Origin of the sequence: Thiomicrorhabdus chilensis DSM 12352 (genome assembly GCF_000483485.1) — a bacterium.
Classification (GTDB): Bacteria; Pseudomonadota; Gammaproteobacteria; order Thiomicrospirales; family Thiomicrospiraceae; genus Thiomicrorhabdus; species Thiomicrorhabdus chilensis.
In genome coordinates, this window is record NZ_KI519609.1 from 2,225,189 (window position 1) to 2,250,992 (window position 25,804).

At 46.7% G+C, this 25,804-nt stretch carries 30 protein-coding genes, 4 tRNA genes and 2 riboswitches; of the genes, 7 read left to right on the forward strand and 27 right to left on the reverse strand.

What is annotated here, in order from left to right; translation table 11 throughout:
- Nucleotides 1-76: 76 nt before the first annotated feature.
- From rplL to B076_RS0110620, 11 genes are all read right to left on the reverse strand, one after another.
- Complete coding sequence (gene rplL / locus B076_RS0110570; protein WP_028487295.1) at nucleotides 77-448, reverse strand: 50S ribosomal protein L7/L12; 372 nt, start codon at nucleotides 446-448, stop codon at nucleotides 77-79.
- Nucleotides 449-499: 51 nt separating this feature from the next.
- Complete coding sequence (rplJ, locus tag B076_RS0110575) at nucleotides 500-1,000, reverse strand: 50S ribosomal protein L10 (RefSeq protein ID WP_028487296.1); 501 nt, start codon at nucleotides 998-1,000, stop codon at nucleotides 500-502.
- A 195-nt stretch (nucleotides 1,001-1,195) separates the two neighbouring features.
- Complete coding sequence (rplA, locus tag B076_RS0110580) at nucleotides 1,196-1,885, reverse strand: 50S ribosomal protein L1 (RefSeq protein ID WP_028487297.1); 690 nt, start codon at nucleotides 1,883-1,885, stop codon at nucleotides 1,196-1,198.
- 4 nt (nucleotides 1,886-1,889) lie between these two features.
- Nucleotides 1,890-2,318 (reverse strand): 50S ribosomal protein L11, encoded by a 429-nt coding sequence (rplK, locus tag B076_RS0110585; protein WP_028487298.1) that lies wholly within the window; start codon nucleotides 2,316-2,318, stop codon nucleotides 1,890-1,892.
- 60 nt (nucleotides 2,319-2,378) lie between these two features.
- Nucleotides 2,379-2,912: a transcription termination/antitermination protein NusG gene (gene nusG, locus B076_RS0110590; RefSeq protein ID WP_028487299.1), complete on the reverse strand. Its 534-nt coding sequence runs from the start codon at nucleotides 2,910-2,912 to the stop codon at nucleotides 2,379-2,381.
- 1 nt (nucleotide 2,913) lies between these two features.
- A complete protein-coding gene (gene secE / locus B076_RS0110595; RefSeq protein ID WP_028487300.1) occupies nucleotides 2,914-3,297 on the reverse strand; it encodes a preprotein translocase subunit SecE in 384 nt (127 codons plus the stop codon).
- Between the two features lie 59 nt (nucleotides 3,298-3,356).
- A tRNA-Trp gene (locus tag B076_RS0110600) sits at nucleotides 3,357-3,433 on the reverse strand.
- A gap of 59 nt (nucleotides 3,434-3,492) precedes the next feature.
- On the reverse strand, nucleotides 3,493-4,683 hold the full coding sequence (gene tuf, locus B076_RS0110605) for an elongation factor Tu (protein ID WP_028487289.1): 1,191 nt from the start codon (nucleotides 4,681-4,683) through the stop codon (nucleotides 3,493-3,495).
- A gap of 63 nt (nucleotides 4,684-4,746) precedes the next feature.
- Nucleotides 4,747-4,822, reverse strand: a tRNA-Thr gene (locus B076_RS0110610).
- 72 nt (nucleotides 4,823-4,894) lie between these two features.
- Nucleotides 4,895-4,969 (reverse strand) — tRNA-Gly (locus B076_RS0110615).
- 5 nt (nucleotides 4,970-4,974) lie between these two features.
- Nucleotides 4,975-5,059: transfer RNA gene (locus B076_RS0110620), tRNA-Tyr, on the reverse strand.
- Nucleotides 5,060-5,257: 198 nt separating this feature from the next.
- Between B076_RS0110620 and B076_RS12745 the strand changes: the two genes are divergently transcribed.
- Entirely contained in the window at nucleotides 5,258-6,040 is a 783-nt protein-coding gene (locus B076_RS12745) for a pseudouridine synthase (RefSeq protein ID WP_051347308.1), read from the forward strand.
- Here B076_RS12745 and B076_RS0110630 read toward each other — a convergent pair.
- Nucleotides 6,037-6,357, reverse strand: a complete 321-nt coding sequence (locus B076_RS0110630) for a hypothetical protein (protein WP_028487301.1) — start codon at nucleotides 6,355-6,357, stop codon at nucleotides 6,037-6,039. The two genes, B076_RS12745 and B076_RS0110630, sit on opposite strands and share 4 nt — an antisense overlap.
- 73 nt (nucleotides 6,358-6,430) lie before the next feature.
- Nucleotides 6,431-6,513: riboswitch (cyclic di-GMP riboswitch) on the reverse strand.
- A 104-nt stretch (nucleotides 6,514-6,617) separates the two neighbouring features.
- A riboswitch (cyclic di-GMP riboswitch) is annotated at nucleotides 6,618-6,700 on the reverse strand.
- Between the two features lie 277 nt (nucleotides 6,701-6,977).
- On the opposite strand from B076_RS0110630, the gene B076_RS0110635 reads away from it, so the two are divergent.
- Nucleotides 6,978-8,270: an adenosylmethionine--8-amino-7-oxononanoate transaminase gene (locus B076_RS0110635; protein WP_028487302.1), complete on the forward strand. Its 1,293-nt coding sequence runs from the start codon at nucleotides 6,978-6,980 to the stop codon at nucleotides 8,268-8,270.
- Nucleotides 8,271-8,395: 125 nt separating this feature from the next.
- Nucleotides 8,396-8,782: a DUF805 domain-containing protein gene (locus B076_RS0110640; protein ID WP_028487303.1), complete on the forward strand. Its 387-nt coding sequence runs from the start codon at nucleotides 8,396-8,398 to the stop codon at nucleotides 8,780-8,782.
- A 60-nt stretch (nucleotides 8,783-8,842) separates the two neighbouring features.
- Here B076_RS0110640 and B076_RS0110645 read toward each other — a convergent pair whose 3' ends face one another.
- The 12 genes from B076_RS0110645 to rpe all read right to left on the reverse strand — a co-directional run bounded on the left by B076_RS0110645 (nucleotide 8,843) and on the right by rpe (nucleotide 19,523).
- A complete protein-coding gene (locus tag B076_RS0110645) occupies nucleotides 8,843-9,262 on the reverse strand; it encodes an OsmC family protein (RefSeq protein WP_028487304.1) in 420 nt (139 codons plus the stop codon).
- A 10-nt stretch (nucleotides 9,263-9,272) separates the two neighbouring features.
- Nucleotides 9,273-10,469 carry a type III PLP-dependent enzyme gene (locus B076_RS0110650; RefSeq protein ID WP_028487305.1) on the reverse strand — a complete coding sequence of 399 codons (1,197 nt, stop codon included), beginning with the start codon at nucleotides 10,467-10,469 and terminating at the stop codon, nucleotides 9,273-9,275.
- A 34-nt stretch (nucleotides 10,470-10,503) separates the two neighbouring features.
- Entirely contained in the window at nucleotides 10,504-11,352 is an 849-nt protein-coding gene (speE, locus tag B076_RS0110655) for a polyamine aminopropyltransferase (protein ID WP_028487306.1), read from the reverse strand.
- Nucleotides 11,345-11,842: an adenosylmethionine decarboxylase gene (speD, locus tag B076_RS0110660; protein WP_028487307.1), complete on the reverse strand. Its 498-nt coding sequence runs from the start codon at nucleotides 11,840-11,842 to the stop codon at nucleotides 11,345-11,347. The genes speE and speD overlap by 8 nt, the downstream gene beginning before the upstream one ends.
- Before the next feature lie 318 nt (nucleotides 11,843-12,160).
- Complete coding sequence (locus tag B076_RS0110665) at nucleotides 12,161-13,048, reverse strand: PA2778 family cysteine peptidase (RefSeq protein WP_157753556.1); 888 nt, start codon at nucleotides 13,046-13,048, stop codon at nucleotides 12,161-12,163.
- A gap of 135 nt (nucleotides 13,049-13,183) precedes the next feature.
- Nucleotides 13,184-13,561 carry a DUF6627 family protein gene (locus B076_RS0110670; protein WP_028487309.1) on the reverse strand — a complete coding sequence of 126 codons (378 nt, stop codon included), beginning with the start codon at nucleotides 13,559-13,561 and terminating at the stop codon, nucleotides 13,184-13,186.
- A 113-nt stretch (nucleotides 13,562-13,674) separates the two neighbouring features.
- Nucleotides 13,675-14,481 (reverse strand): indole-3-glycerol phosphate synthase TrpC, encoded by an 807-nt coding sequence (gene trpC, locus B076_RS0110675; RefSeq protein WP_028487310.1) that lies wholly within the window; start codon nucleotides 14,479-14,481, stop codon nucleotides 13,675-13,677.
- 166 nt (nucleotides 14,482-14,647) lie between these two features.
- A complete protein-coding gene (gene trpD / locus B076_RS0110680) occupies nucleotides 14,648-15,670 on the reverse strand; it encodes an anthranilate phosphoribosyltransferase (protein ID WP_028487311.1) in 1,023 nt (340 codons plus the stop codon).
- A gap of 15 nt (nucleotides 15,671-15,685) precedes the next feature.
- The gene (locus B076_RS0110685) at nucleotides 15,686-16,267 is read right to left on the reverse strand and encodes an anthranilate synthase component II (protein ID WP_028487312.1); all 582 of its coding nucleotides are present in this window, start codon (nucleotides 16,265-16,267) and stop codon (nucleotides 15,686-15,688) included.
- A gap of 20 nt (nucleotides 16,268-16,287) precedes the next feature.
- Complete coding sequence (gene trpE / locus B076_RS0110690; protein ID WP_028487313.1) at nucleotides 16,288-17,793, reverse strand: anthranilate synthase component I; 1,506 nt, start codon at nucleotides 17,791-17,793, stop codon at nucleotides 16,288-16,290.
- A 204-nt stretch (nucleotides 17,794-17,997) separates the two neighbouring features.
- Entirely contained in the window at nucleotides 17,998-18,678 is a 681-nt protein-coding gene (locus tag B076_RS0110700) for a phosphoglycolate phosphatase (protein ID WP_028487314.1), read from the reverse strand.
- A 140-nt stretch (nucleotides 18,679-18,818) separates the two neighbouring features.
- On the reverse strand, nucleotides 18,819-19,523 hold the full coding sequence (gene rpe, locus B076_RS0110705; RefSeq protein ID WP_028487315.1) for a ribulose-phosphate 3-epimerase: 705 nt from the start codon (nucleotides 19,521-19,523) through the stop codon (nucleotides 18,819-18,821).
- A gap of 158 nt (nucleotides 19,524-19,681) precedes the next feature.
- Between rpe and B076_RS0110710 the strand changes: the two genes are divergently transcribed.
- The 4 genes from B076_RS0110710 (at nucleotide 19,682) to B076_RS0110725 (ending at nucleotide 22,698) form a co-directional block, all read left to right on the forward strand.
- On the forward strand, nucleotides 19,682-20,140 hold the full coding sequence (locus B076_RS0110710; protein WP_084205762.1) for a phosphate-starvation-inducible protein PsiE: 459 nt from the start codon (nucleotides 19,682-19,684) through the stop codon (nucleotides 20,138-20,140).
- A gap of 21 nt (nucleotides 20,141-20,161) precedes the next feature.
- Nucleotides 20,162-21,049, forward strand: coding sequence for a phosphoribosylaminoimidazolesuccinocarboxamide synthase (locus B076_RS0110715; RefSeq protein ID WP_028487317.1), 888 nt, complete (start codon nucleotides 20,162-20,164; stop codon nucleotides 21,047-21,049).
- 51 nt (nucleotides 21,050-21,100) lie between these two features.
- Complete coding sequence (gene bioD, locus B076_RS12750; RefSeq protein WP_245566352.1) at nucleotides 21,101-21,763, forward strand: dethiobiotin synthase; 663 nt, start codon at nucleotides 21,101-21,103, stop codon at nucleotides 21,761-21,763.
- Nucleotides 21,764-21,867: 104 nt separating this feature from the next.
- Nucleotides 21,868-22,698: an HDOD domain-containing protein gene (locus B076_RS0110725; protein WP_028487318.1), complete on the forward strand. Its 831-nt coding sequence runs from the start codon at nucleotides 21,868-21,870 to the stop codon at nucleotides 22,696-22,698.
- A 49-nt stretch (nucleotides 22,699-22,747) separates the two neighbouring features.
- On the opposite strand, the gene B076_RS12755 is transcribed toward B076_RS0110725, so the two are convergent.
- The 3 genes from B076_RS12755 to pyk all read right to left on the reverse strand — a co-directional run bounded on the left by B076_RS12755 (nucleotide 22,748) and on the right by pyk (nucleotide 25,678).
- Nucleotides 22,748-22,990, reverse strand: a complete 243-nt coding sequence (locus tag B076_RS12755; RefSeq protein ID WP_157753557.1) for a hypothetical protein — start codon at nucleotides 22,988-22,990, stop codon at nucleotides 22,748-22,750.
- A 77-nt stretch (nucleotides 22,991-23,067) separates the two neighbouring features.
- Nucleotides 23,068-24,132, reverse strand: a complete 1,065-nt coding sequence (gene fba, locus B076_RS0110735) for a class II fructose-bisphosphate aldolase (RefSeq protein WP_028487319.1) — start codon at nucleotides 24,130-24,132, stop codon at nucleotides 23,068-23,070.
- Between the two features lie 103 nt (nucleotides 24,133-24,235).
- Nucleotides 24,236-25,678 (reverse strand): pyruvate kinase, encoded by a 1,443-nt coding sequence (pyk, locus tag B076_RS0110740; protein ID WP_028487320.1) that lies wholly within the window; start codon nucleotides 25,676-25,678, stop codon nucleotides 24,236-24,238.
- Nucleotides 25,679-25,804 lie beyond the last annotated feature (126 nt).

Below are 25,804 nucleotides of genomic sequence, written 5' to 3' on the forward strand. Positions count from 1 at the left end.
CACTGTTAAAACGCGAAAAGGCCGGCGCTATAAAACGCCAGCCATCACGCAGCTGTTGAGACAGCAAAGATAAGAATTACTTAACTTCGACTTCTGCACCAGCTTCTTTAAGGTCGTTAGCCAATGCATCGGCTTCTTCCTTAGTTACGCCTTCTTTAAGAGTGAATGGAACACCTTCTACAGCTTCCTTCGCTTCTTTAAGACCAAGACCAGTTGCGGCACGTACTGCTTTGATCGCTGCAACTTTGTTAGCACCAGCGCCAGTAAGCACTACGTCAAACTCAGTTTGTTCTGCAGCCGCACCACCAGCATCACCAGCAGGACCAGCAACAGCTACAGCAGCGGCAGAAACACCAAACTTCTCTTCCATCGCTTCAACAAGTTCAACAACTTCCATTACAGACATATTCGCAACGGCTTCTAAAATATCATCTTTTGATACAGACATTGTAATCTCCAAAATTAAATTATGTTTTTAACAGTGCTTAAGTTTTATAACTTAAGCTGCTTCTGCGTCTTTCTGCTCTTTAACAGCAACCAAACCACGAGCCAACTTGGCAACAGGTTCTTTCATGACGTACAGAAGCTTACTAACGGCTTCATCGTAAGTAGGTAGAGCTGCCACTGTTGCCAACTGGCTAGCGTCCATAACGCCTTCACCAATTGAAAGTGACTTAACCACTAATGCGGTGTTGTCTTTACCAAAATCCTTAAATACGCGTGCCGCATTCCCTAACTCTTCACCAGAGAAAGCAAATACAAGCGGACCAACAAAGGTCTCAGCCATATCTTCAAATTTTGTTCCAGCAACCGCACGACGTGCCAAGGTGTTTTTAATAACACGAACCTGGACACCGGCTTCACGTGCATTTGCACGAAGTTGGGTCATTTGCTCTACAGTCAAACCACGATATTCAGCCGCAACCATCGAACCCGCATCTGCAACAACAGCAGAGACTTCTTCAACGACAAGCTTTTTATCTTCGATATTGAGTGCCATATAACCTCCAAAACAGTCTGATGTGTATCGATCAACATCAAACTCTTCCATCTACGTAGGCTTAAATCTATTAAGAATGCACCTTAGCATTCACCTACGGTCTGCGATGGGCGCTCAATCAATCAACATAATTTGATTCAAGGAGTCCCAATTCGCAAATAATAGCCACGCCTTAATTAACAGGCGCAGCCATCATTATAGTGATGACTGATCAACCAACAGGCCTGGACCCATGGTAGAAGAGATCGTCACTTTCTTAATGTATGTACCCTTAGCAGAAGCAGGCTTCGCTTTATTCAGGTCATCCATCAAGGCATTTAAATTCTCTTTAAGCTTTTCCGCTTCAAACGAAACCGTACCAATTGCAGCATGGACAATACCAGCTTTATCGGCACGGAAACGTACCTGACCTGCTTTGGCATTATTGATTGCACCGACTACATCCGGCGTAACCGTGCCAGTCTTAGGGTTAGGCATTAAACCGCGAGGCCCAAGAACCTGACCCAACATACCAACCACACGCATCGCATCCGGAGAAGCAATAACAACATCAAAATCCATCATGCCTTTTTTGACTTCATCAGCCAAATCTTCCATACCAACAAAATCAGCACCTGCGTCTTTTGCAGCTTGCTGGTTAGCTTCACCAGTAAACACGGCTACACGCACATCTTTACCAGTTCCGTTAGGCATGACCGTTGCACCACGAACTACTTGATCGGATTTGCGTGGATCGATACCCAAACGGATCGACACATCAACTGACTCAACAAACTTTGAAGTAGCCAGCTCTTTGATCAAATTAATCCCTTCAACCAAGTCATAAGAGGTATTGCGATCAACGCGCTCTGCAAACACTTTTTGTTTTTTTGTTAACTTTGCCATCTTCTTAACCCTCAACCACTAAGCCCATTGAACGCGCAGAACCAGCGATAATATTTACCGCAGCATCCAAATCATTTGCATTCAAATCAGCCATTTTAGTATTTGCAATCTCTTCCAACTGAGCACGCGTTACTGTACCGACCTTATTCAGGTTAGGAACAGCACTACCGCTTTTGATGCCCGCTGCCTTCTTAAGCAGAATAGACGCCGGAGGGGTTTTAGTAATGAAAGTGAAACTACGGTCACTGTAAACAGTAATAACCACAGGAACAGGCATGTTCTTTTCTAAGCTCTGTGTTTGTGCGTTAAATGCTTTACAGAACTCCATGATGTTCACACCATGCTGACCCAATGCCGGACCAACTGGTGGACTTGGATTTGCAGCACCCGCAGGCACCTGCAACTTGATATAGGCTTCAATCTTCTTAGCCATCTTTCTCTCCTTATGGGTATAACGCTTTTCAGCTCCCCAGTGATTTAAATCTCGATTCGATTAACTTTTCTCTACCTGTCCGAACTCAAGTTCAACAGGTGTAGAACGGCCGAAAATCAAAACCGATACTTGCAATTTGTTTTTGTCGTAATCAATCCCTTCAACCACAGCTTCAAAGTCCTTGAAGGGGCCATCGACAACACGAACCATCTCGCCTGGCTCATAAATAACCTTAGGACGCGGCTTATCAACCCCAGCTTCGACGCGCTGCAGAATACGATCCACTTCTTTCTGGGAAATCGGAGCCGGGCGGTCACTCGTCCCACCAATAAAGCCCATCACCTGAGGAACACTTTTAACCAGATGCCATGACTCTTCTGTCATCTCCATCTGTACCAAAACGTAACCAGGAAAAAACTTTCTTTCGCTCGTACGTTTCTTCCCATCACGGATCTCAACCACTTCCTCGGATGGTACTAATATTTCCCCAAACTGATCAGACAATTCTGCTCGATCTGCATATTCTTGCAAAGCCTTTTGAACTTTCTTTTCATACCCGGAATACGCATGAACGACATACCATCTTTTTGCCATCTTAACCACCTTGTCCTGTTAACATTTGAACTGCCCACAAAAAGAACATATCAACTAACCAAAAAAAGATTCCCATGATGATAACCACCACAAAAACAATCAGTGTCATTTGAACTGTCTCTTGACGTGTAGGCCAAACAACCTGACGAACCTCTCTTTTTGCATGACTAAGGTAGTGAAACCAGCTTCGACCGATTGTGGTCTGATAAAGTATAAACGCTGATATAGCTACACCCGCTATGACACCTAAAACACGAACAACTGCATGCGCTTCCTGATAGACATAATAACCGACTAACGAACCAACCAAGACAGCCACAGCCAATAACAACTTGGCTGTATCCATCGGATTTGATGCTTTTTGTTCCTGCATTTGCTTACTCATAACCTATTAGCTAAATTAAAAACGACCCGCATTTAAAAAATGCAGGCCGTTATGAAATATGGCAGGGGTAGAGGGATTCGAACCCCCAACACCCGGATTTGGAATCCGGTGCTCTACCAATTGGAGCTATACCCCTAAATTTTGCCGCAAAAAAAGGGGATTATACATCCCCTTTTTTAGTTTTGCAAGCTTGTATTAATCGATGATTTTAGCAACAACACCTGCACCAACAGTACGTCCACCTTCACGAATCGCGAAACGTAGACCTTCTGACATGGCGATTGGGTTGATTAGCTCAACGGTCATCTGAACGTTGTCACCAGGCATTACCATTTCAACACCTGCTGGTAGTTCACAAGCACCAGTTACGTCAGTAGTACGGAAGTAGAACTGTGGACGGTAGCCGTTGAAGAATGGAGTGTGACGTCCACCTTCGTCTTTACCTAGCACATAAACTTCAGCTTCGAACTTGGTGTGTGGAGTAACGGTACCTTTGTGTGCCAATACTTGTCCACGTTCGATGTCTTCACGCTTAGTACCACGCAATAGGATACCTACGTTATCACCGGCTTCACCTTGATCTAGAAGCTTACGGAACATTTCAACACCGGTAACAGTGGTTGTTTGAGTTGGGCGGATACCGACGATCTCGATCTCTTCACCTACTTTAACCACACCAGTTTCAACACGACCAGTTGCTACCGTACCACGACCCTGGATTGAGAAGATGTCTTCTACAGGCATTAGGAATGGCTTGTCAGTTGCACGCTCTGGAGTCGGGATGTAGCTGTCTAGTGCATCGATTAGACGCTGGATAGATGGCTCACCGATTTCAGACTGGTCACCTTCGATGGCTTTTAGTGCAGAACCAATGATAACTGGAGTGTCATCACCTGGGAATTCATAGGTATCTAGAAGTTCACGAACTTCCATCTCTACTAATTCCATTAGCTCTTCATCATCAACCATGTCGGCTTTGTTTAGGTAAACAAGGATGTATGGTACACCTACCTGACGTGATAGCAGGATATGCTCACGCGTCTGTGGCATCGGGCCATCAGCCGCTGAACATACTAGGATTGCGCCATCCATCTGTGCTGCACCGGTAATCATGTTTTTAACATAGTCAGCGTGCCCTGGGCAGTCTACGTGTGCGTAGTGACGGGTTTCTGATTCGTACTCAACGTGTGCAGTTGAGATAGTGATCCCACGCTCACGCTCTTCTGGTGCGTTATCGATTGCAGCGTAGTCTTTTACGTCTCCACCGAATTTCTTACCTTGTACGATTGTCAATGCCGCTGTTAGAGTTGTTTTACCATGGTCAACGTGACCAATCGTTCCAACGTTTACGTGCGGTTTCGTTCTTTCAAACTTTTCTTTTGCCATGATGCAAACTCCGTTAAGCGGCTTCCAGCCCGTTAAGACACAGAACCAACTTTGGTTAAAAAATGGAGCTTCCAATCGGAATCGAACCGATGACCTCATCCTTACCATGGATGCGCTCTACCGACTGAGCTATGGAAGCGGTATAAAATATCAAAAAGGCCCTCTCATCAATTTGCATTAGCAAATCAACAAAGAGAGCCTCTTTAAAAACTGGAGCGGGTAGGGGGAATCGAACCCCCCTCATCGGCTTGGAAGGCCGAGGTAATAGCCAATATACGATACCCGCAAAACTGGTGGAGGGTGGTGGATTCGAACCACCGAAGGCTGAGCCAGCAGATTTACAGTCTGCCCCCTTTGGCCGCTCGGGAAACCCTCCGAATTGTGAGTGCGTATTTTATAGATTATTTAACGCCTGTCAACACTAAATTCCATAATTTTTCATTATCCATTTTTCTGTCTTTTTTAATCTTCTCATCCCGTACGGCTATTATTTTGTAAAATTGTTTTTACTATACTCGGCAACTGTTAGATTCAGCAGCCATACATCAACAATCTAAGCAGGTACCTGAACGCCGTGCAAACCCAACTTGACCTAAACGCTTTCAAAATCCTCTACCAGGACGAACACATTGTCGCCATTCATAAACCGGCAGGCCTGTTAGTACATCGATCCTCAATCGACAAATATGAAACCCAATTCGCGGTTCAAATCACTCGCGACTTGATCGGCCAACCTGTTTTCCCTATTCATCGACTGGACAAGGCCACCTCCGGCCTGCTTTTATTTGCTTTAGATTCAAACAGCGCCCGACTGCTTGGCGAGCAGTTCAGCCAACACAGCATCACAAAAACTTATTTGGCGCTATGCCGAGGCTGGACAAACCCGACAGGACTGATAGACCATCCGCTTAAATATCAAAAAGATAAAATTGCCGACAAATACAAACAGGACCAATCCCTGCCACAGTCTGCTGAAACCTTTTATGAGACACTTGCGCACACCACCGTCGATCACTCCATCGGGCAATTTGATCAGCAACGCTATTCACTTGTCGAACTCAAACCCACAACTGGCCGTAAGCATCAGATCCGTCGTCACATGAATCATATCAGCCATCCCATTATCGGCGACGTTAAGTACGGTGACCGCCATCACAACCATTTTTTTAACGATTGGCTTGGACAGCATCGCCTCTACTTGGCTGCCACCTCCTTACGGTTTAACCACCCAGTTTCCGGGAAAGAGATGAGCATTCACGCCCCGTTAGAGCACTCATTCCTGACAGCGTTAAATGCACTTAATCTCATGCATGCCATTCCAGAGTCAAGCCATGATTCAAACGTCAAACCTAATTAATCGAACGCGGATGTAAAATACACTTTAAAATTCCAACTGGACTGATCCAGTATTTCGCGATCCATGCCCACCGACATATCCCAGGCCGAACCTTCGGACAGCAGCATGACCCTATCATCAGCTACAGAACTCCTGATCGAATCTGACCTATTAAGGTAAGCACCCTGCCCGTCCTCAACAGCCACGTCAAACTGATACACACCCATATCAACCGAATTAAAATCAACAGCCAAAGCATCTGGCGTCACCAAAAGCAAACCACTGAGGATCAACTCCAACAGATAGGTTTCCCCTACTCTCATTTTCTGAACGAACATTCACAGTCTCCCTGAGCACAGCTCAAACGAAACCTGTAAAGAAGTTTGGTCGAAATTTAAAACGCCCTCAAGCGTTTGCAACCTGGCGATCTCAAATTCATGTCGAGACCCATGGCTTTCCGTCCTTGCTTCACAACAAGTTTGGCAAATACAACATTAACAAACCAAAACAGAAATGAGTTATGCAAAAACCGGAAACAGCCGCACAACAACATAATAGATAGAAAGGAAAAACATCCCTACCTATAAAGAAGAGTTAACTTGGCAACCTGGCGATCTCAAGTTCATGTCGAGACCCATGGCTTTCCGTCCTTGCTTCACAACAAGTTTGGCACAACAAATTTTCTATTTAGACATTCAGTTTCGTAAGCACAATAGAATTACAAAACCTACATTTCATTCTACAAAAAAATCTTTAAATTTCAATAGACTGAATTATAGATAATTCTTATCAACTCACACTAAAAAACAAATGACAAACACTTTTGTATCGTCGCCCGATTGAACGTCAAAAGCGTTCAAGACTCACACTACAGGACAATACACCTCGATAGCTTATGAAATCATGCTAATGGTTAGGTATCATAGACAGATTAAACAGACTAATCAGGCAAACATTCATGAGCAATTGGCCCTCCCTTATCGAATTTGACCAGCGACACGTTTGGCATCCTTACGCTAAAACACCGAACCCAATTGCGGCAATTGGCGTGAAAAAAACCCAAGGTTCAATCATCACCCTGGCCGATGACCGCGAAGTAGTGGACGGCATGTCCTCGTGGTGGGCTGCGGTGCACGGCTACAACCACCCCAAAATCAGCCAGGCCATGCATGTTCAAATCGACACCATGCCACACATTATGTTTGGCGGATTGACCCATGAACCCGCCATTGAACTTGCCAAACGCCTGATCAAGATCACACCGGCAGGCCTCGACAAAGTGTTTTTGGCCGATTCCGGTTCCATCTCCATGGAAGTGGCCATTAAAGTCGCTTTGCAATACTGGATCAGCCTGGAGCTCCCGCAAAAAAATCGATTATTGAGCGTTCGAAATGGCTATCATGGCGACACCTTCGCCACCATGGCGATATCGGATCCTGAAAACGGCATGCACTCTTTATTCAAAGACATCCTCACGCAGCATTTCTTTGCGCCGGCTCCCGAAGCGGGTTTTGATAAAGAATCCGACAATCATGACATCCAGGCTTTGGAGTCATTATTACAGGCACATCACACGGAAATTGCCGCTGTCACCATTGAACCGATCGTTCAGGGAGCAGGCGGCATGCGCTTTTACCGACCCGCCTATCTAAAGAAATTACGTCAACTGTGCACGCAATATGATGTCCTGCTCATTGCCGATGAAATCGCAACCGGCTTTGGACGAACCGGCAAACTCTTTGCCTGTGAGTGGGCAGACATCTCACCCGACATTCTATGTGTCGGCAAAGCTTTGACCGGAGGTACCATGACCATGGCCGCCATGCTCTGTACTTCACAGATCAGCGACACCATCAGCGCGGGAACTCCCGGCCTGTTAATGCACGGTCCAACATTCATGGGCAATCCACTGGCCTGCTCGGCCTCCATTGCCAGCATCGACTTGCTTTTGGACAGCCCTTGGCAATCCAGAGTAGAAGAGATTGAAACCCACCTTAAGAGCAGTCTCAACTTTTTATCGACCTTACCTGGGGTCGAAGAGATACGCGTATTGGGTGCCATTGGCGTTGTCCAGCTCGAACGAGCCGATCTCGGTCCGGAAATTCAAGCCGCCGCATTGAATAACGGCGTGTGGGTGCGGCCTTTTGGCAAACTGATTTACATCATGCCGGCTTTCAATATCCCGCACAACCAGCTCCAACAACTGACCGACGGCATGAGCAAAGCAATACAGACGGCTTTAAATAAATAAAAGCATTGCGCCACTGCAAATGACATTTTAAAACCAGCAGGCCTGCTCAAAGTTGACATAAACATCAAATAATTCAACAATGGATACGCACTTAACCTTATCCACCATCCAAAAGAGGGTCACTTGTGGAATATTTCATTGATGCATTAAAAAACTATGCCACGTTTTCAGGACGAGCCAGCCGCAAACAGTACTGGATGTTCATGCTGTTCTACATCATTTTCTATCTGATATTAACGCTCATAGACATCTCCTTTGGAGTCTATGATGAGATGATGGGGATCGGATTGCTTACCACAGTTTACGCTTTAGGGTTATTCCTGCCTTCTTTAGCCATCTTGGCGCGCAGACTGCATGACATCGGCCGCAGTGGCTGGTGGATTCTATTGATCTTGATTCCATTGATCGGCCCGATTGTCATATTAATTTTCACCCTGCTCGACAGCCAAAGAGAGGAAAACGCCTATGGCGTCAGTCCCAAATATGCAACTAATGTCATAACAAGTGAATAACCAGCACCCACAAAAAAGCCAGCATTAAGCTGGCTTTGTACAACAATCAGAGGGGATCACTCAGCCTTCAATAATCTCAAAATCGTGAGACATCTCAACCGACGATTCCAACATTTTGGAAACCGAACAATATTTCTCAGCGGACAAGTTCACCGCCCTCTCGACTTTTTTCTGGTTCAAGCCTTGACCATAAACCTTGAAATGCACATGTATTTTGGTAAAGACCTTAGGCACACTCTCGGCTCGTTCAGCACTGATTTCAACCTGACAATCCTTAACCAGACCGGACTGGCTTTTGTTCAACATCATAATCACATCGATGCTGGTACACCCCCCCAGACCCAAAAGAACCATCTCCATCGGGCGTGCGCCTTTGTTTTCACCGCCAACTTCCGGCGCCGCATCCATTAATACAGAGTGCCCGCTTTCGGTCTGGCCTTCAAACGCCATACCGCCTTGCCATTTAATCAGTGTTGCCATTGCCTATCCTTTATTCATCTTCCGGGTGTTCGATAAGATCTTCGACCACCACCACTTTAGGCTTAGGATAATAGTTAAATTCGGACGCAGACGCAATGGTATAGGCCCCCATTTGCTTGGCAATCATCACATCGCCTACAAAAAGTTCCGGCAACTCTATGTCCTCATCCACCACATCCACACTGTCACAAGTAGGGCCCGCCAACACACTCGGATAAAAATCCCCGGTCGGATCAATCGGCTTCAACGGCGCAATCGGATACTTGGCATGATCATACATCTGCCCACTCAAGGCTCCGTAAACCCCGTCATCCAAATAGTACCAAGTACGCGCGCCGCGTTTTGCTTTGCCCACCACTCGAATCACTTCAATCATTGAAGGAGCCGAAATAAAACGCCCTGGCTCGGCAAAGACGCGAATCGATTCCGGCAGCTCGGACAGTGCTTCAACAATCGGCGCACAAAAATCTTCAATCGGCATCACCGGCCCCTGATAGGAAACCGGAAAACTGCCGCCGATATCCAACCATTTCCAATTGACGTGAGTCATCTCTTTCATCGCTGCAATTGATGCCTGTACCGCATTCACCTGAGCGAACGGCGACAAGGATTGGGAACCGACATGAAAAGACAAGCCGGAAACCGTCAAACCGTTTTCCATCGCCAAATTGACCAGGCCTGGCAGTTCTTCTAATGCCGAACCGAATTTACGCGACAGATCCACAATCGCATCCTGGCTGCGGAAACTGACGCGAATCATCAATTCGACCTGATCCCGGTACGGAATGAATTTCAACACTTCGTCCGGATTATCCACCACAAAACGCGTACAGCCGAAATCCAAAGCATGGCGAATCTCTCGATCTTTTTTGATCGGATGAGTGTGAATACATTGCGAGCCTTCAACGCCCAACCCTTTCACCAAATCGACTTCTCCGGCTGTCGCCAAATCAAAGCTGCCACCCAACTTTTTCAAGCGACGAATCACCGCCGGATGGGCCAGTGATTTGATCGCATAAAACAACTCCACACCAGGCAAGGCATTTTGCAATGCCTTGTACTGGTATTCAACCTCCTGTAAATCCAAAACCAGAAAAGGCGTATCATGCTGGGTCAGCAAGTCCCTTAAGGTCGAGCGGTCAAACTGCTCGAGTTCGTCAGGGTGCGTCTGTTCTGCAAAGTGCTGGACAAGTTCTGCGTTGTTCAATTTCTCTCATTCTCCAAAAGGCCTTTTGGCCTGATTATGCCATTGCATCTTGAACGTATTTGGGCAATGCAAAAGATCCCACGTGCAATTCAGGTGTGTAGAAGCGGGTCTGAATACCCGATGCTTCAAAACGCCCGCGAATCACATCTACGTTTTGTTGTTTTAAAAGCAAATCATCCGTTGCCCAGGCAAACGTCATGATTCCGCCTACATAAGTGGGTACCGCCGCCGAGTAAAAACTCGCTTCTTCAAACAAAGGCGACAAACGCTTAAAGGTGGTGGTCACCTCATCGGTCTGCATAAAGCTGACCCCGTTTTGCGCCACAAACACACCGCCCTCGTTCAAACATTTTTGAATGCCCTGATAGAAACGTGAAGTAAACAGCACTTCCCCCGGCCCCATCGGATCGGTGGAGTCGGAGATAATCACATCGAATTTCTCGGCACATTGGTTTACAAAATCCACGCCATCGGCAATGACAACATTCGCTTTCGGATGCTCATAGGCTCCTGCGGAATGTTTGGGCAAATACTGCACACACATATCGATCACCTGCTGGTCGATCTCAACCTGAGTCACCGATTCGACATCCTCATGTTTCAATACTTCTCGCAAGATGCCGCCGTCTCCTCCCCCGATAATCAACACTCTTCTGGCATGGCCGTGCGCCAATATGGGCACATGTGTCATCATTTCATGGTAGATGAATTCGTCTTTTTCCGTGGTTTGAATGACGCCATCCAAAGCCATAACGGTGCCCCACTGGGCATTGTTAAAAATCACCAGGTGCTGATGGCCGGTATCGACTTCAAACAACACCTCATCGATGACAAACTGCTGACCCCAGGCAGGGTAGAGCGTCTCTAAATAGGTATCAGTCATTTGTCTCCACCTCTCCGCGCAAAATGGTATCGACTTTCACATCAGAAGGCGTAAAGGCCATCCTCAAAACTTCAATCGCCTTTTCGGGTTCGGAGTCACCGCACATGAACACATCAAAGGCCGCGTAATTTCTCTCCGGCCAGGAATGCACACTGATATGCGACTCCGCCAATACCGCCACACCCGAAATTCCGCCGTTCGGAGTAAAGTGGTGCAAATGGATATGCAACAAGGTCGCTTTGGCTTTTTCCACACCTTCACGCAAAGCCGTCTCCATCAACTGAAGGTCGTCCAAGTTTTTTGCCCCCCAGAAATCGGCAATCAAATGGGTTCCGGCAAAAGTTTTACCATCACGACAGATAAAGTGGTCCAGCGTCTGATCTTCAACCGCTTGGTCATGGGTTGGCCAGGTATCGTCAATAATGGTGGTTTTTTCGATGACTTCGAAGTGTTCGTTCCCGGTAACCAGGATATTTTCTGAATTAGGCATTTATTGTGAGCACCTTACTAAAACACCCACATGATAAGAATTGAATGCGGATGAATGATTAATAAAAATTCGACAAGACAAGGCTAGCTCGACGAACCCCAGCCACGTTTATTAAAACGTGAGGTTTAACCATTTTTCTTTTGGAAAAAAGGAGAAGCGTATTATTCTCCTTTTTTAATTCTTTGCAAGCAATTTTTTGTGCTATTTTAATATTTTTTCAATACGATAGATTTACCCAAAAAGGCATTACGAATCAACTGGTTAAAAACCGACTCAATGACAGATTATCTTTATTAAATAAAGTATACCTATGCAAGGTTATCTTGGCTCACACTCAACACGAGGGCACAAGGGTTGAGAAACAATCTGTTTCGAATTGAGCTGCATTTCCACAACCGTCGCTTTCAGGTTAGGCTGATCAGGTGATAGTTTCAAACCACATTGTGCTGCATCAAATGCGGCTTTATCGCACCCTTCTGCCTTCAAGACATAAGCATAGTTATTCCATACGTCGGCTGATGTTGGAAAATTTGACACAATCATACGAAAGAGGTCTAAAGCTTGAGAGTTGTTTCCATGCTGATAGTACAAATTGGTCAAAGCCAACCAGGCGTTTTTTTGCTCCGGCCAATACCGCGTAGCGGTTTGGTAGGCTTTTTCTGCAGACTTTAACTGGCCCACACTTTCTAAATCATAAGCAGACTGTAACCATTTCGAAGGGATTACTGTTGCAGGTAAATGCGCTGGATTGGTGACCACCAAGCCCCAATAGCCTGAACGGAGCCAAGTTTGTTCAAAGTTTGACAGCGAGGTGAGCCAACGACGTGTCGTTCCTGAACGTAAAATGATTTGGGACGTAGTCAGGTCATAACCAACCACCACTGAAAAATGCCATATCGGATAACTTTCAAACCCCAAATTTTGTAATACCAATACAGGATTACCCGCTTCTACCTCTTTTAGCAAAGCATCTATACGAGGATTGATTTCATAAGCCACTTGACCATACTGTCGCGCGGCCGCCATAATTTCAAGCTGAAAACTCCCCTGTCGCTCGGGCACATAAATGGCGGGTACCAATGATTCTGGGAAAACCCCTATCTTTTGATAATTAAGCACCGTGGCCAGCGCCGCTGGACCACATTGATATTTTTCTTGGGGAAAAAATGGGACTTCTGTCAATTCAGCGGTTGGTTTGACAGGCATTGAAGCACGCTCATACAATGCTTTGGTTTGCGGCGCGGTTGCACAACCTGACAACAATAAAAAAAAGGTTAAAAGCAAAACACCCGACCAAAGTCGGGTGTTTATTGTTAAATATAGATACATCTCAGTTAGCATTCATTCTATTGGATGCACAAACGGGAAAATATCCGTTGCGCCAATAATATCCGTCACGATGAATACAAGAAAAATCAGTACTACTAGTCCCAAAACGTCACCACCGGCAGGAATCTGTTCCATCTGGTGATTCAATTGAGCGACTTCAGCGTCCGTTAAAGCGGCCACACGCTGTTGAACTTCTTCTGGCGAAACGCCCATCTCAAGAAACTGTACTTGCACATCTTCACGCTGCATCATTGCATTTAACTTCGTTCGCTCTGACGCGATTGCTTGTTCTTGAACAAGCTGTTTCGTGCTCACCATTGCCGCCTGAGCAGGAAGAGTGATCAGGCTTAAAAACGAAAGTAATATACTCATTGCGATTGTCTGTCTCATGTCCAAACTCCTTTTAAGCCAATCAATTTTAAGATTGTGAAATTCGAGAGTATCAGCTTTTAAGGACCTAAGTAAATAGTCCCTATAACAAAGCTTGAAGCAGAAAACAACAATTACAAGCTGAATAGCTCTGCCAGTTTTTCACCCGGATTTTCAGCGCGCATAAAAGCCTCACCCACCAAAAAGCTATTAACGTGATGCTCACGCATCTTTGCAACATCTTCCGGCCCTAAAATTCCACTTTCGGTGATGACGATACGATCGTCCGGAATCCTGTCCAGCATGCGAATGGTGGTTTCCAGAGAAACATCAAAGGTATGCAAGTCACGGTTATTGATGCCGATCATCGGCAGCGGCAGACGCAAGGCACGTTCCAATTCCTCTTCATTGTGCACCTCAACCAGCACATCCATCCCCAACTGCAAGGCAGTTTCGGTCAGTTCATACAATTGGGCGTCACCAATGGCGGCCGCAATCAATAAAATACAATCGGCACCGATAACACGCGCTTCATAGACTTGATAGTCGTCGACAATGAAATCTTTGCGGATAATCGGCAAATCCACCGCCTCTCTCACCTGTTGCAGATACTCATTCGATCCCTGAAAAAAATCATGATCGGTCAGTACCGACAAGCAAGCCGCGCCATGAGCCTGATAACTTTTGGCGATCTCTACCGGGTCGAACGGCTCACGCAACACCCCCTTACTTGGAGAGGCTTTTTTAATTTCGGCAATCACCGCCGATTCTCCAGCATCCAGCTTGGCTTGCAAAGCATCCGCAAAACCTCGAGTAGGTGACGTGGTCATCATCAAGGCTTTCTGCTTCATCTCCCTTAGCGGAATACGCTCGCACCCTTCCTGAATTTCTTCCAGCTTGCGAAAAATAATTTTTTTCAAAATGGTAGGCGTACCACTCATACTGCTATCCTTTTACTCGCACCCAACCCAAACGGATCAGAGGCTTCAACATTTAATATTAGATTGTTTGTTTAGATGATTTTGTGACAATGGACTGACGTGGTTTTGGAGTCCTCATCAAAAAACAGCACGCTTTAAGAATGAGCAGGCCTGGTACCTATCAAGCTTAAGCGAAGGACTGGGTTTTAGCGATAAACTCCGAAAACTTCTGCTGCGCCAGACCCTCAAAAATCACTTTACGGGCCAAAGCCACCCCTTCTGCATAAGTTGTCGTCAATCCCGAGACGTAAATCGAGGCACCAGCATTCAAACAGACGATATCGGTGGCCGCACTGGCATTTCCGGCAAATACCGAACGGATCACATTCAAGCTTTCCTGCGCTGAATCCACCGCCAAATCCTTCAAGTCCGGATGATCCATGTCGAAATCGGACGGATCGATTTTCCAATGGCTGATTTGTCCGTTCTTCAATTCGGAAACATTGGTTTCGCTGGCGATGGAGATCTCATCCAACCCATCTTCGGCGGAAACCACCATGACGTGTTCCGAACCAAGGCGCTGCAACACTTCGGCAAAAATCGGCCCCAACTCTTTATTAAAAACACCAATCACCTGATAAGGCGCACCGGCTGGGTTAGTCAAAGGGCCGAGCATATTGAACAATGTGCGAACCCCCATCTCTTTCCTTGGGCCAATCACATGTTTCATGGCGCTATGGTGTGCTGGTGCAAACATAAAACCGACGCCAACCTCATCCACACATTGCGCCACCTGTTCGGCACTCAAGCCCAAATTAACGCCTGCGGCTTCCAGCACATCGGCACTGCCGGACTTACTGGAAAATGAACGGTTGCCATGTTTGGCCACATGGCCTCCCGCCGCCGCGACCACAAACGCGCAGGCGGTAGAGATATTGAAAGTATTAGAACCGTCGCCACCGGTGCCGCAGGTATCCACCAGATGAGACTTATCCTTGACCAGAACCGGTGCCGCCAACTCCCGCATCACCTTGACCGCCGAGGTAATTTCCGGAACACTTTCGCTTTTCATGCGCAAGGCCGCTAAAATCGCCCCCACTTGAGCGTCGCTAGCCTCTCCACTCATTAATTTACGCATCACCGCTTCCATTTGATTTTCATGCAAATCCTGACGGTTCAACAACTGCTCTAACGCTGCGTTCAGTTCCATACTCACTCTCGCTGATTATTTCTGGTCTAAAAAGTTCTGCAACATCTGATGACCTTGCTCCGTCAAAATAGACTCCGGGTGAAATTGCACCCCTTCAATCGGGAGGGTTTTATGGCGAACTCCCATAATTTCATCCAAGTGACCCTGATCATCTTGAGTCCAAGCTGTGACCTCTAGGCAATCCGGCAAGCTGTCCTGTTCAATGACCAATGAGTGATAGCGGGTTGTCTGTACCGGATTGGGCAGACCTGTGAACATGCCGACATTATGGTGATATACCGGCGACGTTTTACCGTGCATGACCTGTTTGGCGCGCACAATCTTTCCGCCAAACGCCTGTCCAATCGCCTGATGGCCTAAACAGACCCCCATAATTGGAATCTTGCCAGCAAAATGTTTGATCGCTTCAACCGAAACACCGGCCTCGGTCGGTGTACACGGTCCCGGGGAGATCACTAGAAACTCGGGATCCATTGTTTGAATCTGTTCCAAGGTTATCTGGTCATTACGATGCACCTCAACCTGTTGACCCAACTCACCGAAATACTGCACGATGTTATAGGTAAACGAATCGTAATTATCAATCATCAACAACATAGTCTTATGCCCTTACCTATTTAACGATGCCCGACATCCGGGTTTTGAGTTTGCAGGCCTTCTGCAACGAATTGTGCGGCTCGGAAAATAGCCCGACCCTTGTTCATGGTTTCATCCCATTCGGACTGAGGTACCGAATCGGCCACAATTCCAGCCCCCGCCTGCACAAACAAGCGGTGATCTTTAATGACCGCCGTTCTGATGGCAATGGCGGTATCCATATTGCCGTGCCAACCCAGGTACCCCACCGCACCGGAATAGATGCCGCGTTTCACCGGCTCAAATTCATCAATGATTTCCATCGCACGGATTTTAGGCGCGCCCGATACGGTTCCGGCGGGGAAGGTCGCGCGCAATACATCCATGGCCGTCATTCCCGGTTTGGCAATGCCATTGACATTGGAAACGATGTGCATCACATGGGAATAACGTTCCACCACCATTTTCTCAGTCAAGTCCACCGAACCGACTTCGGCGATACGGCCAACGTCATTACGCCCCAAATCAATCAGCATCAAATGTTCGGCAACCTCTTTCGGGTCGTTTAACAAATCCTGTTCCAAAGACTGGTCTTGTTCAGGAGTCAAGCCGCGGCGCCGGGTTCCAGCAATCGGCCGAACAGTGACCTGGTTATCCTCAAGACGCACCAGGATTTCCGGGGATGAACCGACCACTTGCAGGTCCCCCATATCGATAAAAAACATATATGGTGAAGGATTCAAATAACGCAACGCTCGGTACAGGTCTATCGGCGCTTCGTCATACGGCAAGGACATCTGCTGGGAAATGACCACCTGCATAGCATCACCGGCAAAGATATACTCTTTGATTTTGGCGACAGCCTGCTTGAAAGCCTCCTCACCAAAACTGGAAACAAAGTCTTTTTCATCGACTGTACGGCCACTCGGTTCGTCTACCGGTATAGGCATAGATTCGCTCAACAAAGCCTGCAACTCATCCAAACGCGCCTGACTTCGAGAATAGGCATCGGCTTGTGACAAGTCGGCATGCACAATGACATGCACCTGACCGCTCAAATTATCAAACACCACCAACTCTTCAGAGACCAGCAACTCAATGTCAGGCGCTCCAATATCATCTTGTTGCGGCATGCTTTTCTTAAGGCGCTCTTCCACATAACGCACCGTATCGTAGCCAAAATAGCCCACTAATCCGCCATTGAAAACCGGCAGGCCTGGTTGTTCTATAACTTTGAACTGGTTCTGATAGGCTTCGATCCAAGCCAACGGATCGTCCGCCACTTGCTGCTGCACCAGCTCGGAACCGTTCCATTCCTGAATCTGTTGTCCGCGGATCAATAAACGTCGCTGGCAGGGTAAGCCGATGATTGAGTAACGTCCCCACTTGTCGCCCCCCTGCACCGATTCAAACAGGTAGGAATAAGGGGCTTTGGCCAACTTGTGATACACACTCAATGGCGTGTCGTAATCCGATAGAACCGTGCGCATTACCGGCGCGCGGTTGTAACCCTGTTGTGCCAATTTTGCAAAGAGCGCATCACTCATGATTTTGTTTTGCCTTGGTCAGTTTTCTAAACAACATCGCCCGTTTGATTCCGGACAATGCACAGATTAATGGACGAAAAATCTCTAGTAACAGCGCTTTCATAAAAGCCATAATGTTCACCTGTTAGTACACATCTCTCATCCGTTGATATTCATGTCGAAAATGAGCAGGCCTGCTCATTTTCAAACATCAACCCCTTACAATTATGCCTTAGCCTGCAGGTAGTTTGGAAATTCTGCAAAGGAATCCATTACCACATCGGGTTCATAGTCACGGATGTCTTCACCATGGTTGTAACCGTAGGTCATGCAAAAGATATGGAATCCGGCTGCTCGCGCCGCTTTAACATCCGATTTGGAATCCCCCACCATCAGGGCGTTTTCAGGCTCAACGCCCAATTGTTCTGCGGCATAAAGCAATGGCATCGGGTGCGGTTTCTTTTCCGCACAGGTATCGCCACTGACGATGACTTCAAAATAATCATGCAGTCCCTTGTCTTTCAAAAGCGGGATGGTGAAAGCCTCGGCCTTGTTAGTGACACAAGCCACACGATATCCCTGGGCCTTGACCCATTCGATGCCCTCAATAACACCTTCATAGACACAACTGCGTTGGGAGGTATTATCTTTATACAACTCCAGGAAAATCGGATAAGCCTTAGCCATCAATTCCGGATCGGGCTCACCGTCCACAGCGTTGATCAAGGCGCGTTCGGTCAGACGCTCAACGCCATTGCCCACCCAGTTGCGCACCGCATCTTCTCCGCGCACCGGCATGCCCAACTGTTTCATCATCTCATCAACGCAATAAGCCAGATCCGGCACACTGTCAATCAAAGTCCCATCCAAATCGAACAGAACAAACCCAGGTTTTAACTTTTCCATAATTCTCTCTTGAATTCTAAATTGAGCCCTTGGCTTACGCCAAGAACTCACATTATCGTATTCCCAATACAACAAAACGCCGAGGCCAAAAACTCCTCAGCGTTTTGCAGATAACCGTAAACAAGCTGTCTTATCGGGTTTTAAGCTTTGGCGAGCTCTTCACGCATTTGCTTGATGATGCTGTCATAACGGTTTGCATCAGAGGCATTGGCATTACCAAAAATTCCGGAACCGGATACGAACGTATCACAACCCGCCGCCGCCACTTCTGCGATATTCTCGACTTTAACCCCACCGTCAATTTCAAGACGAATATCACGGCCGGAGGCATCGATCAACTGACGAGCGGTACGCAGCTTCTCCAAAGCCTGCTCAATAAATGCCTGGCCACCGAAACCTGGGTTAACCGACATAATCAAAATCATGTCGATTTTGTCCATAACATGTTCAAGATGGCTCAAAGGGGTAGCTGGGTTAAACACCAAGCCGGCCTTACAGCCTTGCGCCTTGATCAACTGCAATGAACGGTCAATGTGCTCGGAAGCTTCCGGATGGAAGGTAATGAAATCCGCACCGGCTGAAGCAAAATCACCAATCAACTGATCAACTGGCTTCACCATCAAATGCACATCGATTGGCGCCTTAAGGTCTTCTTTTACCATGTAGTTCTTCAATGATTCACAGACCAAAGGCCCAATCGTCAAGTTAGGCACGTAATGGTTATCCATAACATCAAAATGCACTACGTCAGCCCCTGCCGCCAACACATCCTTAACATCTTTACCCAACTGCGCAAAGTCAGCTGATAGAATCGATGGAGCGATCCAGTTTTCTTGCTTAGCCATACTACTTGTTCCTTAATTAAATTTTTTGAAAATTAATTCGTGCATTTTAACAGTATCCTTTAAAATGGGCAAAAAAAAGCATCGCTCCGAGCGCTTATTTTCTGGCCTGAAGATAAGTGGATGAAACATTAACGGCGACTATACGGTGAGTGACCAGCATGAACAGTGACCCAAACAAAGACGACTTGAGAGCAGAGCCCAAATACGTCAAGAGTTTTCAACAAGAACTCTTAAGCAAACTCATCCATTTGGCCGAATTTGTAGGCTTGACGGTGATCGCCATAGCGACCATCTATGCCGGCGCGATGGAAGTCAGCGGAATGATCGAAATTCGTGAAGTCACCCTCGGCGACTTGCTGCTTTTATTCCTTTACCTTGAAGTCCTGGCTATGGTTGCGATCTACTTGGAGTCAGGCAAACTTCCGATTCGCTTGCCCTTATACATCGCCATTGTCGCACTGGCGCGTTACCTTATCCTAGACCTCAAGGATTTGACCGAGTGGCAAATGCTTGCCATTGGATTTACCATTACCCTCATTTCGATTGCGGTACTGATTCTGCGATACGGCCATATCAACATGCCATATCCTCCAGTACGCAAACCCAAAGACAACTGATTACATCGTTAGGAAATGTCCATGCAACCATTATACGAATCGAACTTAACCAGCCTGCCTTTAATCAGCAAAGGAAAGGTGCGTGACATCTACGACATTGATGATCAGCACCTTTTGATTGTCACCACGGATCGCATTTCTGCATTTGATGCCATCCTACCGACGGCCATACCGGGTAAAGGTCGCATCCTGACAGAGACTGCGCAATTCTGGATGAAAAAGACCCAGGACATCCTACCCAACCAACTGGTGACCAACATCAGCCTGGCCGATTACCTCACACCAGACGAACTCAAACAACTGGATGGTCGCGGCATGATTGTGCGTAAACTTAAACCCCTTCCGGTTGAGGCGATTGTGCGAGGCTACCTGGTAGGTTCAGGATGGAAAGAATACAAGAAAAAACACAGCGTATGCGGCATCCCACTAGAAGAAGGGTTGAAAAAAGCACAAAAACTTCCGACGCCACTTTTTACTCCCTCCACCAAAGCCGCAGTGGGCGAACACGATGAAAACATCAGTTTTGACCAACTCATTGAGATCATGGGGCAACATAAAGCGGAAGCGGTGCGCGACTTAAGTTTGAAACTATATGAGTTTGCGGCCAATTTCGCTCTGGAACGTGGCATCATCATCGCTGATACCAAATTTGAATTTGGCGAAGATGAAAATGGCACCATCTACCTGATCGACGAAGCCTTGACGCCTGACAGTTCACGTTTCTGGCCTGCCTCAAAATACGAGGTCGGCAAAAACCCGGAAAGCTTCGACAAGCAATACATTCGCGATTATCTGGAGTCACTGGACTGGGATAAGAATTCAACTCCACCTGAATTGCCGGAAGACGTGGTATTTAAAACCCTTGAAAAATACCAGGAAGCTCAAGCGCGCTTGACCGAAAACCTGTGATGAATCAATACACTCAATACAGACTGGCACCCTAACGAATTTATGTCGATCATGAGCAAAGGCTTTTTTGTCACCGGCACCGACACAGAGATCGGCAAAACCCATGTGAGCGGATGCATCGGACATACCCTAGTCAAATTGGGTCACCAGGTCATTCCCTACAAACCCATTGCATCCGGCTGCATCCGTCCAAACAATAACACCTTGCTCAGTGAAGATGCCTTGTTTTTACAACAGGCCTGCCAATCCTTATATACACTTGAACAAATCTGCCCCTTTCGTTTTGAAGCAGCTATCTCCCCGCAACTGGCCATTTCTCAATCCAATGAACATATCTCCATAGAAGATTTGGCCAGCAATATTATCTTTGAAAAAAATGCCATTACCTTGGTTGAAGGTGCGGGAGGCTTTTATTCCCCCATCGCCAGTGACGGCCTCAATTCAGACCTGGCCAAACAACTAGGATTGCCCGTCATTCTGGTCGTAGGAGATCGTCTCGGCTGCATCAACCACGCCCTGCTGAGCATAGAAGCCATTGGTAATGCCGGGCTAGACCTTAAAGCGGTGGTCGTTAATCAACTCAGCCCCAACAGCCACTACAGCTTAGGTCTGGAGGATTTTACCGATGCCCCGATTTACCACACCCCATATCAGACACAACTCACACCCACTGAAGTTTCGACAGCCCTGATTAATCTATTACTTTCAGAATAACCAGATGCTTTCTTATACTGTCATCAAAAGCTTTTGAAACTTTCATAGAGATGAAAAGTTAAAATACAATTTTTTCCCAAGATAGTAATTCAGGTACTTCCTCCATGCAGCAAAAACTCAAGCGCGCGATGGGCGCCATTCAAGGCGTCAAAATTCCGGACATGCCCAAAGAAGTACTTGAACTTCAACAGGAGCTGAACCACAAATTTCCCAATACGCAAAACATTGTTCATATCATTCAACAGAATACCAAGCTGTCCGGCGAGGTATTACGAATCGCCAACTCCAAAGCGATGAGACTGAAAACACCTGCAACCGGCATCAAGGATGCGGTAGATGCTTTAGGATTCGTCAACCTGCAAAATTTGGTGCTGGCGGCCGCACTCAAAAATATCTTTTCAGCCGACTCCACTTTTACGGAGATATTGGAACATTCAATCGATGTGGCCTATTGTGCAGCGGAACTTTCAGACTGGGTAGACGGCATCAGCCGAGATCAGGCTTACCTGCTTGGATTGTTTCATAATGGCGGGGCCATGATGCTCGCCTCTAAACTTGGAAAGGACTATGCAAAACTTTTCTCCCAATCCCTCAGCAACCCCATCTCCGTGATTGCAACAGAAGAAGAAAAGTTGGATACCAACCACTGTATGGTTGGCGTTTTGCTTGGACAAAAATGGCGTTTACCCGTGGACATGCTCAGCGCCATCATGCTCCATCACAATGCCAGCTGTTCACGCATTCAACAGGATAGGGTTCGCGCCATGGTTGCCATACTCAAGATATCAAACGCTATCGTCAGCGAAGTCTCATTGGGCGCATATTGTGGCCAAGAAGGGCGAGATTATTTACAAGATGGGATAGACGAGTTGATGATGGACAGTGATGTTGTGGCTGATATCAGACGTGGTTTAATGACCAATAATGTCGCTTAGAATAATGCTCGAATGAATTTAAGCCAGGTTAAAGACAGGCCTGGCTATTTTATTTTTCTTTGCTCTGTTTAGCCTCATGCAACATCGACTTTAAACGCAAGGCTAAAAGCACAACCAGCACACCGCTCATAAACGCAAACAAAGCAAACGGCCAAATCGCTTGTACAATCTCCCAACCTTCCGCTATCACGATCACATTTTGACCAATTGTTTCTGACAACTGCAAACTCTGTAGAAGTGAATCTGAGTAATACAATAACAGCAGCAGTAATCCGATAATGACAATACACATAGCCCTCACCCCAATCTTTAAAAATAAAAAAGCCCGCATATAGCGGGCTTTTTAGATCACGAATTAAACCGTATCGATTAACGAACAGTTTGATCCAGTGAACCAGCAGCATAACGTGCTTGCATCTCTTCAAGACCAACAGACTTGATCTTAGAAGCATGACCCGCACAACCAAATGCTTCAAAACGCGCTTTACAGATTTCCATCATAGCGTTTTCAGCTGCATTGAAGAATTTACGTGGATCGAAGTTTGAAGTGTTTTCAGCAAGGTGCTTACGGATTGCACCCGTAGAGGCCATACGTAGGTCAGTATCGATATTAACCTTACGAACACCGTGCTTGATCCCTTCAACGATTGCTTCAACAGGCACACCGTAAGTTTGCCCCATATCACCACCGTAGTTGTTAATGATTTCCAACCACTCTTCAGGTACAGAAGAAGAACCGTGCATTACGATGTGAGTATCAGGGATACGCTTGTGGATCTTAGCGATCTGGTCGATCTTAAGAACGTCATCAGAAGGCTTAGAAGTAAACTTGTAAGCACCGTGAGACGTACCAACAGCAACCGCCAAACAGTCAACATTGGTATCTTTTACGAACTGAGCCGCTTCTTCAGGGTCAGTCAAAAGCATTGAGTGATCTAGCTCTTCATCAGAACCGTGACCATCTTCTTCACCCATTTTACCAGTCTCAAGTGAACCTAGGCACCCTAGCTCACCCTCAACAGAAACACCACCCGCGTGAGCGATCTTAACGACTTCAGCGGTGATACCTGAATTGTATTCATAAGAAGCAGGGGTTTTCATGTCCGCTTCCAAAGAACCATCCATCATGACCGATGTAAAACCAGACTGGATAGCACGCAAACATACACCTACATCAGAACCGTGATCCTGGTGCATAACAACCGGGATATGTGGATACATTTCAACCGCTGCGGCAACCATGTGACGCAACATTGGCTCACCAGCATACTTACGTGCACCTGCAGAACCCTGAAGGATAACTGGAGAGTCACAAGCATCAGCTGCGCGCATGATTGCACGTACTTGTTCCATGTTGTTTACGTTAAACGCAGGCATACCGAAGTTGTTTTCTGCTGCGTAGTCCATTAATTCACGAAGTGTAATCATCGCCATGTGCGAGACTCCTCTAGTTGGTTTTCAAAAAATAATTTCGCTATTCTAACAAGCTTTTCAAGGCGTTCCAAATAATAATTCAGAGCGCCAAATCCCTTTTAAATTAAGGGACTTTTACAATTTCCATACGGTTGGTTCCACCCATCAAACCACGCGCCTCTCCACGTGTCAGAATGAGCAAGTCACCTTCCTTGGCAATCCCAAAGGCTTTGATACGGTTAATGATCATGTCCTGAATCTCTTCATCCGAAAGTCCGGTGTAATCAACGGAAGACGGATAGACACCTCGGAACAACGTGACCTTACGACGTGTATCCAAATGAGGCGTCAAGGCGATGATCGGCATGCCCGAACTGATGCGAGACATCAATAAAGGCGTATTTCCTGATTCCGTCAAAGCCGCGATACATTTCACACCAAAATGGTTAGCCGCATACATGGTTGCCATTGCAATGGTTTCATCCACTGCGGTAAAGGATTCGTCAATACGGTGTGTAGACTCACGCGTAGAACGTGCCTTTTCAGCTTCGCGGCAAATACGTCCCATGGTCTCAACGACCAAACTTGGCGATTTACCTGTGGCGGTCTCACCTGACAGCATTACCGCATCAGTTCCGTCCATCACGGCGTTGGCCACATCAAACACTTCCGCACGAGTCGGGATCGCGTTTTCTATCATGGTTTCCATCATCTGAGTCGCAGTAATGGTGACGCGATTAAGCTGACGAGAACGTTTAATCATCTTTTTCTGCAGAGCAGGCAACTGGGCATCGCCCACTTCCACACCCAAGTCTCCACGGGCAATCATAATGACATCCGAAGCCAGGATAATCCCATCCAGGGTTTCATCATCCGCCACCGCTTCGGCACGTTCAACTTTGGATACAATGCTGCAGTTCAAGCCCGCCTGCTGCGCCAAAGAACGGCAATATTCAACATCTTCTGCCGAACGCGGGAAAGAAAGTGCCAAATAATCGGCATTCATTTCAGCGGCAGTAATAATGTCTTCTTTGTCCTTGTCGGTCAAAGCGGCGGCAGACAAGCCACCACCTTGCAGGTTAATCCCTTTATTGTTTGACAGGGTTCCACCGACCACAACCGTGCAGTTAACACGCTCGCCTTCAACGTTATCGACTTCGAACACCAAACGTCCGTCATCCAACAACAGCTTGTCACCCGGCTTCACGTCATAAGGCAGGTTTTTATAAGTCAAACCGACTTCATGCTGGTTACCGTCGTTTTTGCCGACATTGTTATCCAATGAAAACTTATCACCGGTTTCCAAAAAGACCTTATCTTCAGCAAAACGTGCAATACGGATTTTAGGGCCTTGAAGGTCAACCAAAACACCGACTTCATGATCGAATTTTTCGGCCAGATCACGCACCGCTTGCGCACGCGCCTTGTGCTCGTCCGCGATACCGTGTGACATATTGATACGAACAACGTCCACACCTGCTTTAATTAAACGCTCTAACTCACCTTCACGATCCGTAGCCGGCCCCAATGTTGCAACAATTTTTGTTCTTCTTAAACCTGATGGCATAAATTTTTTTACCTTTCTAGAATGTAACCCTTATTCATACAGGAAAGATGTCTCGCGAAATAAACTGCAATCCTAACACCCGTCGATACAGCCAAGTCTTTTGGCTGCTGTGTGCTATTGAGTTTA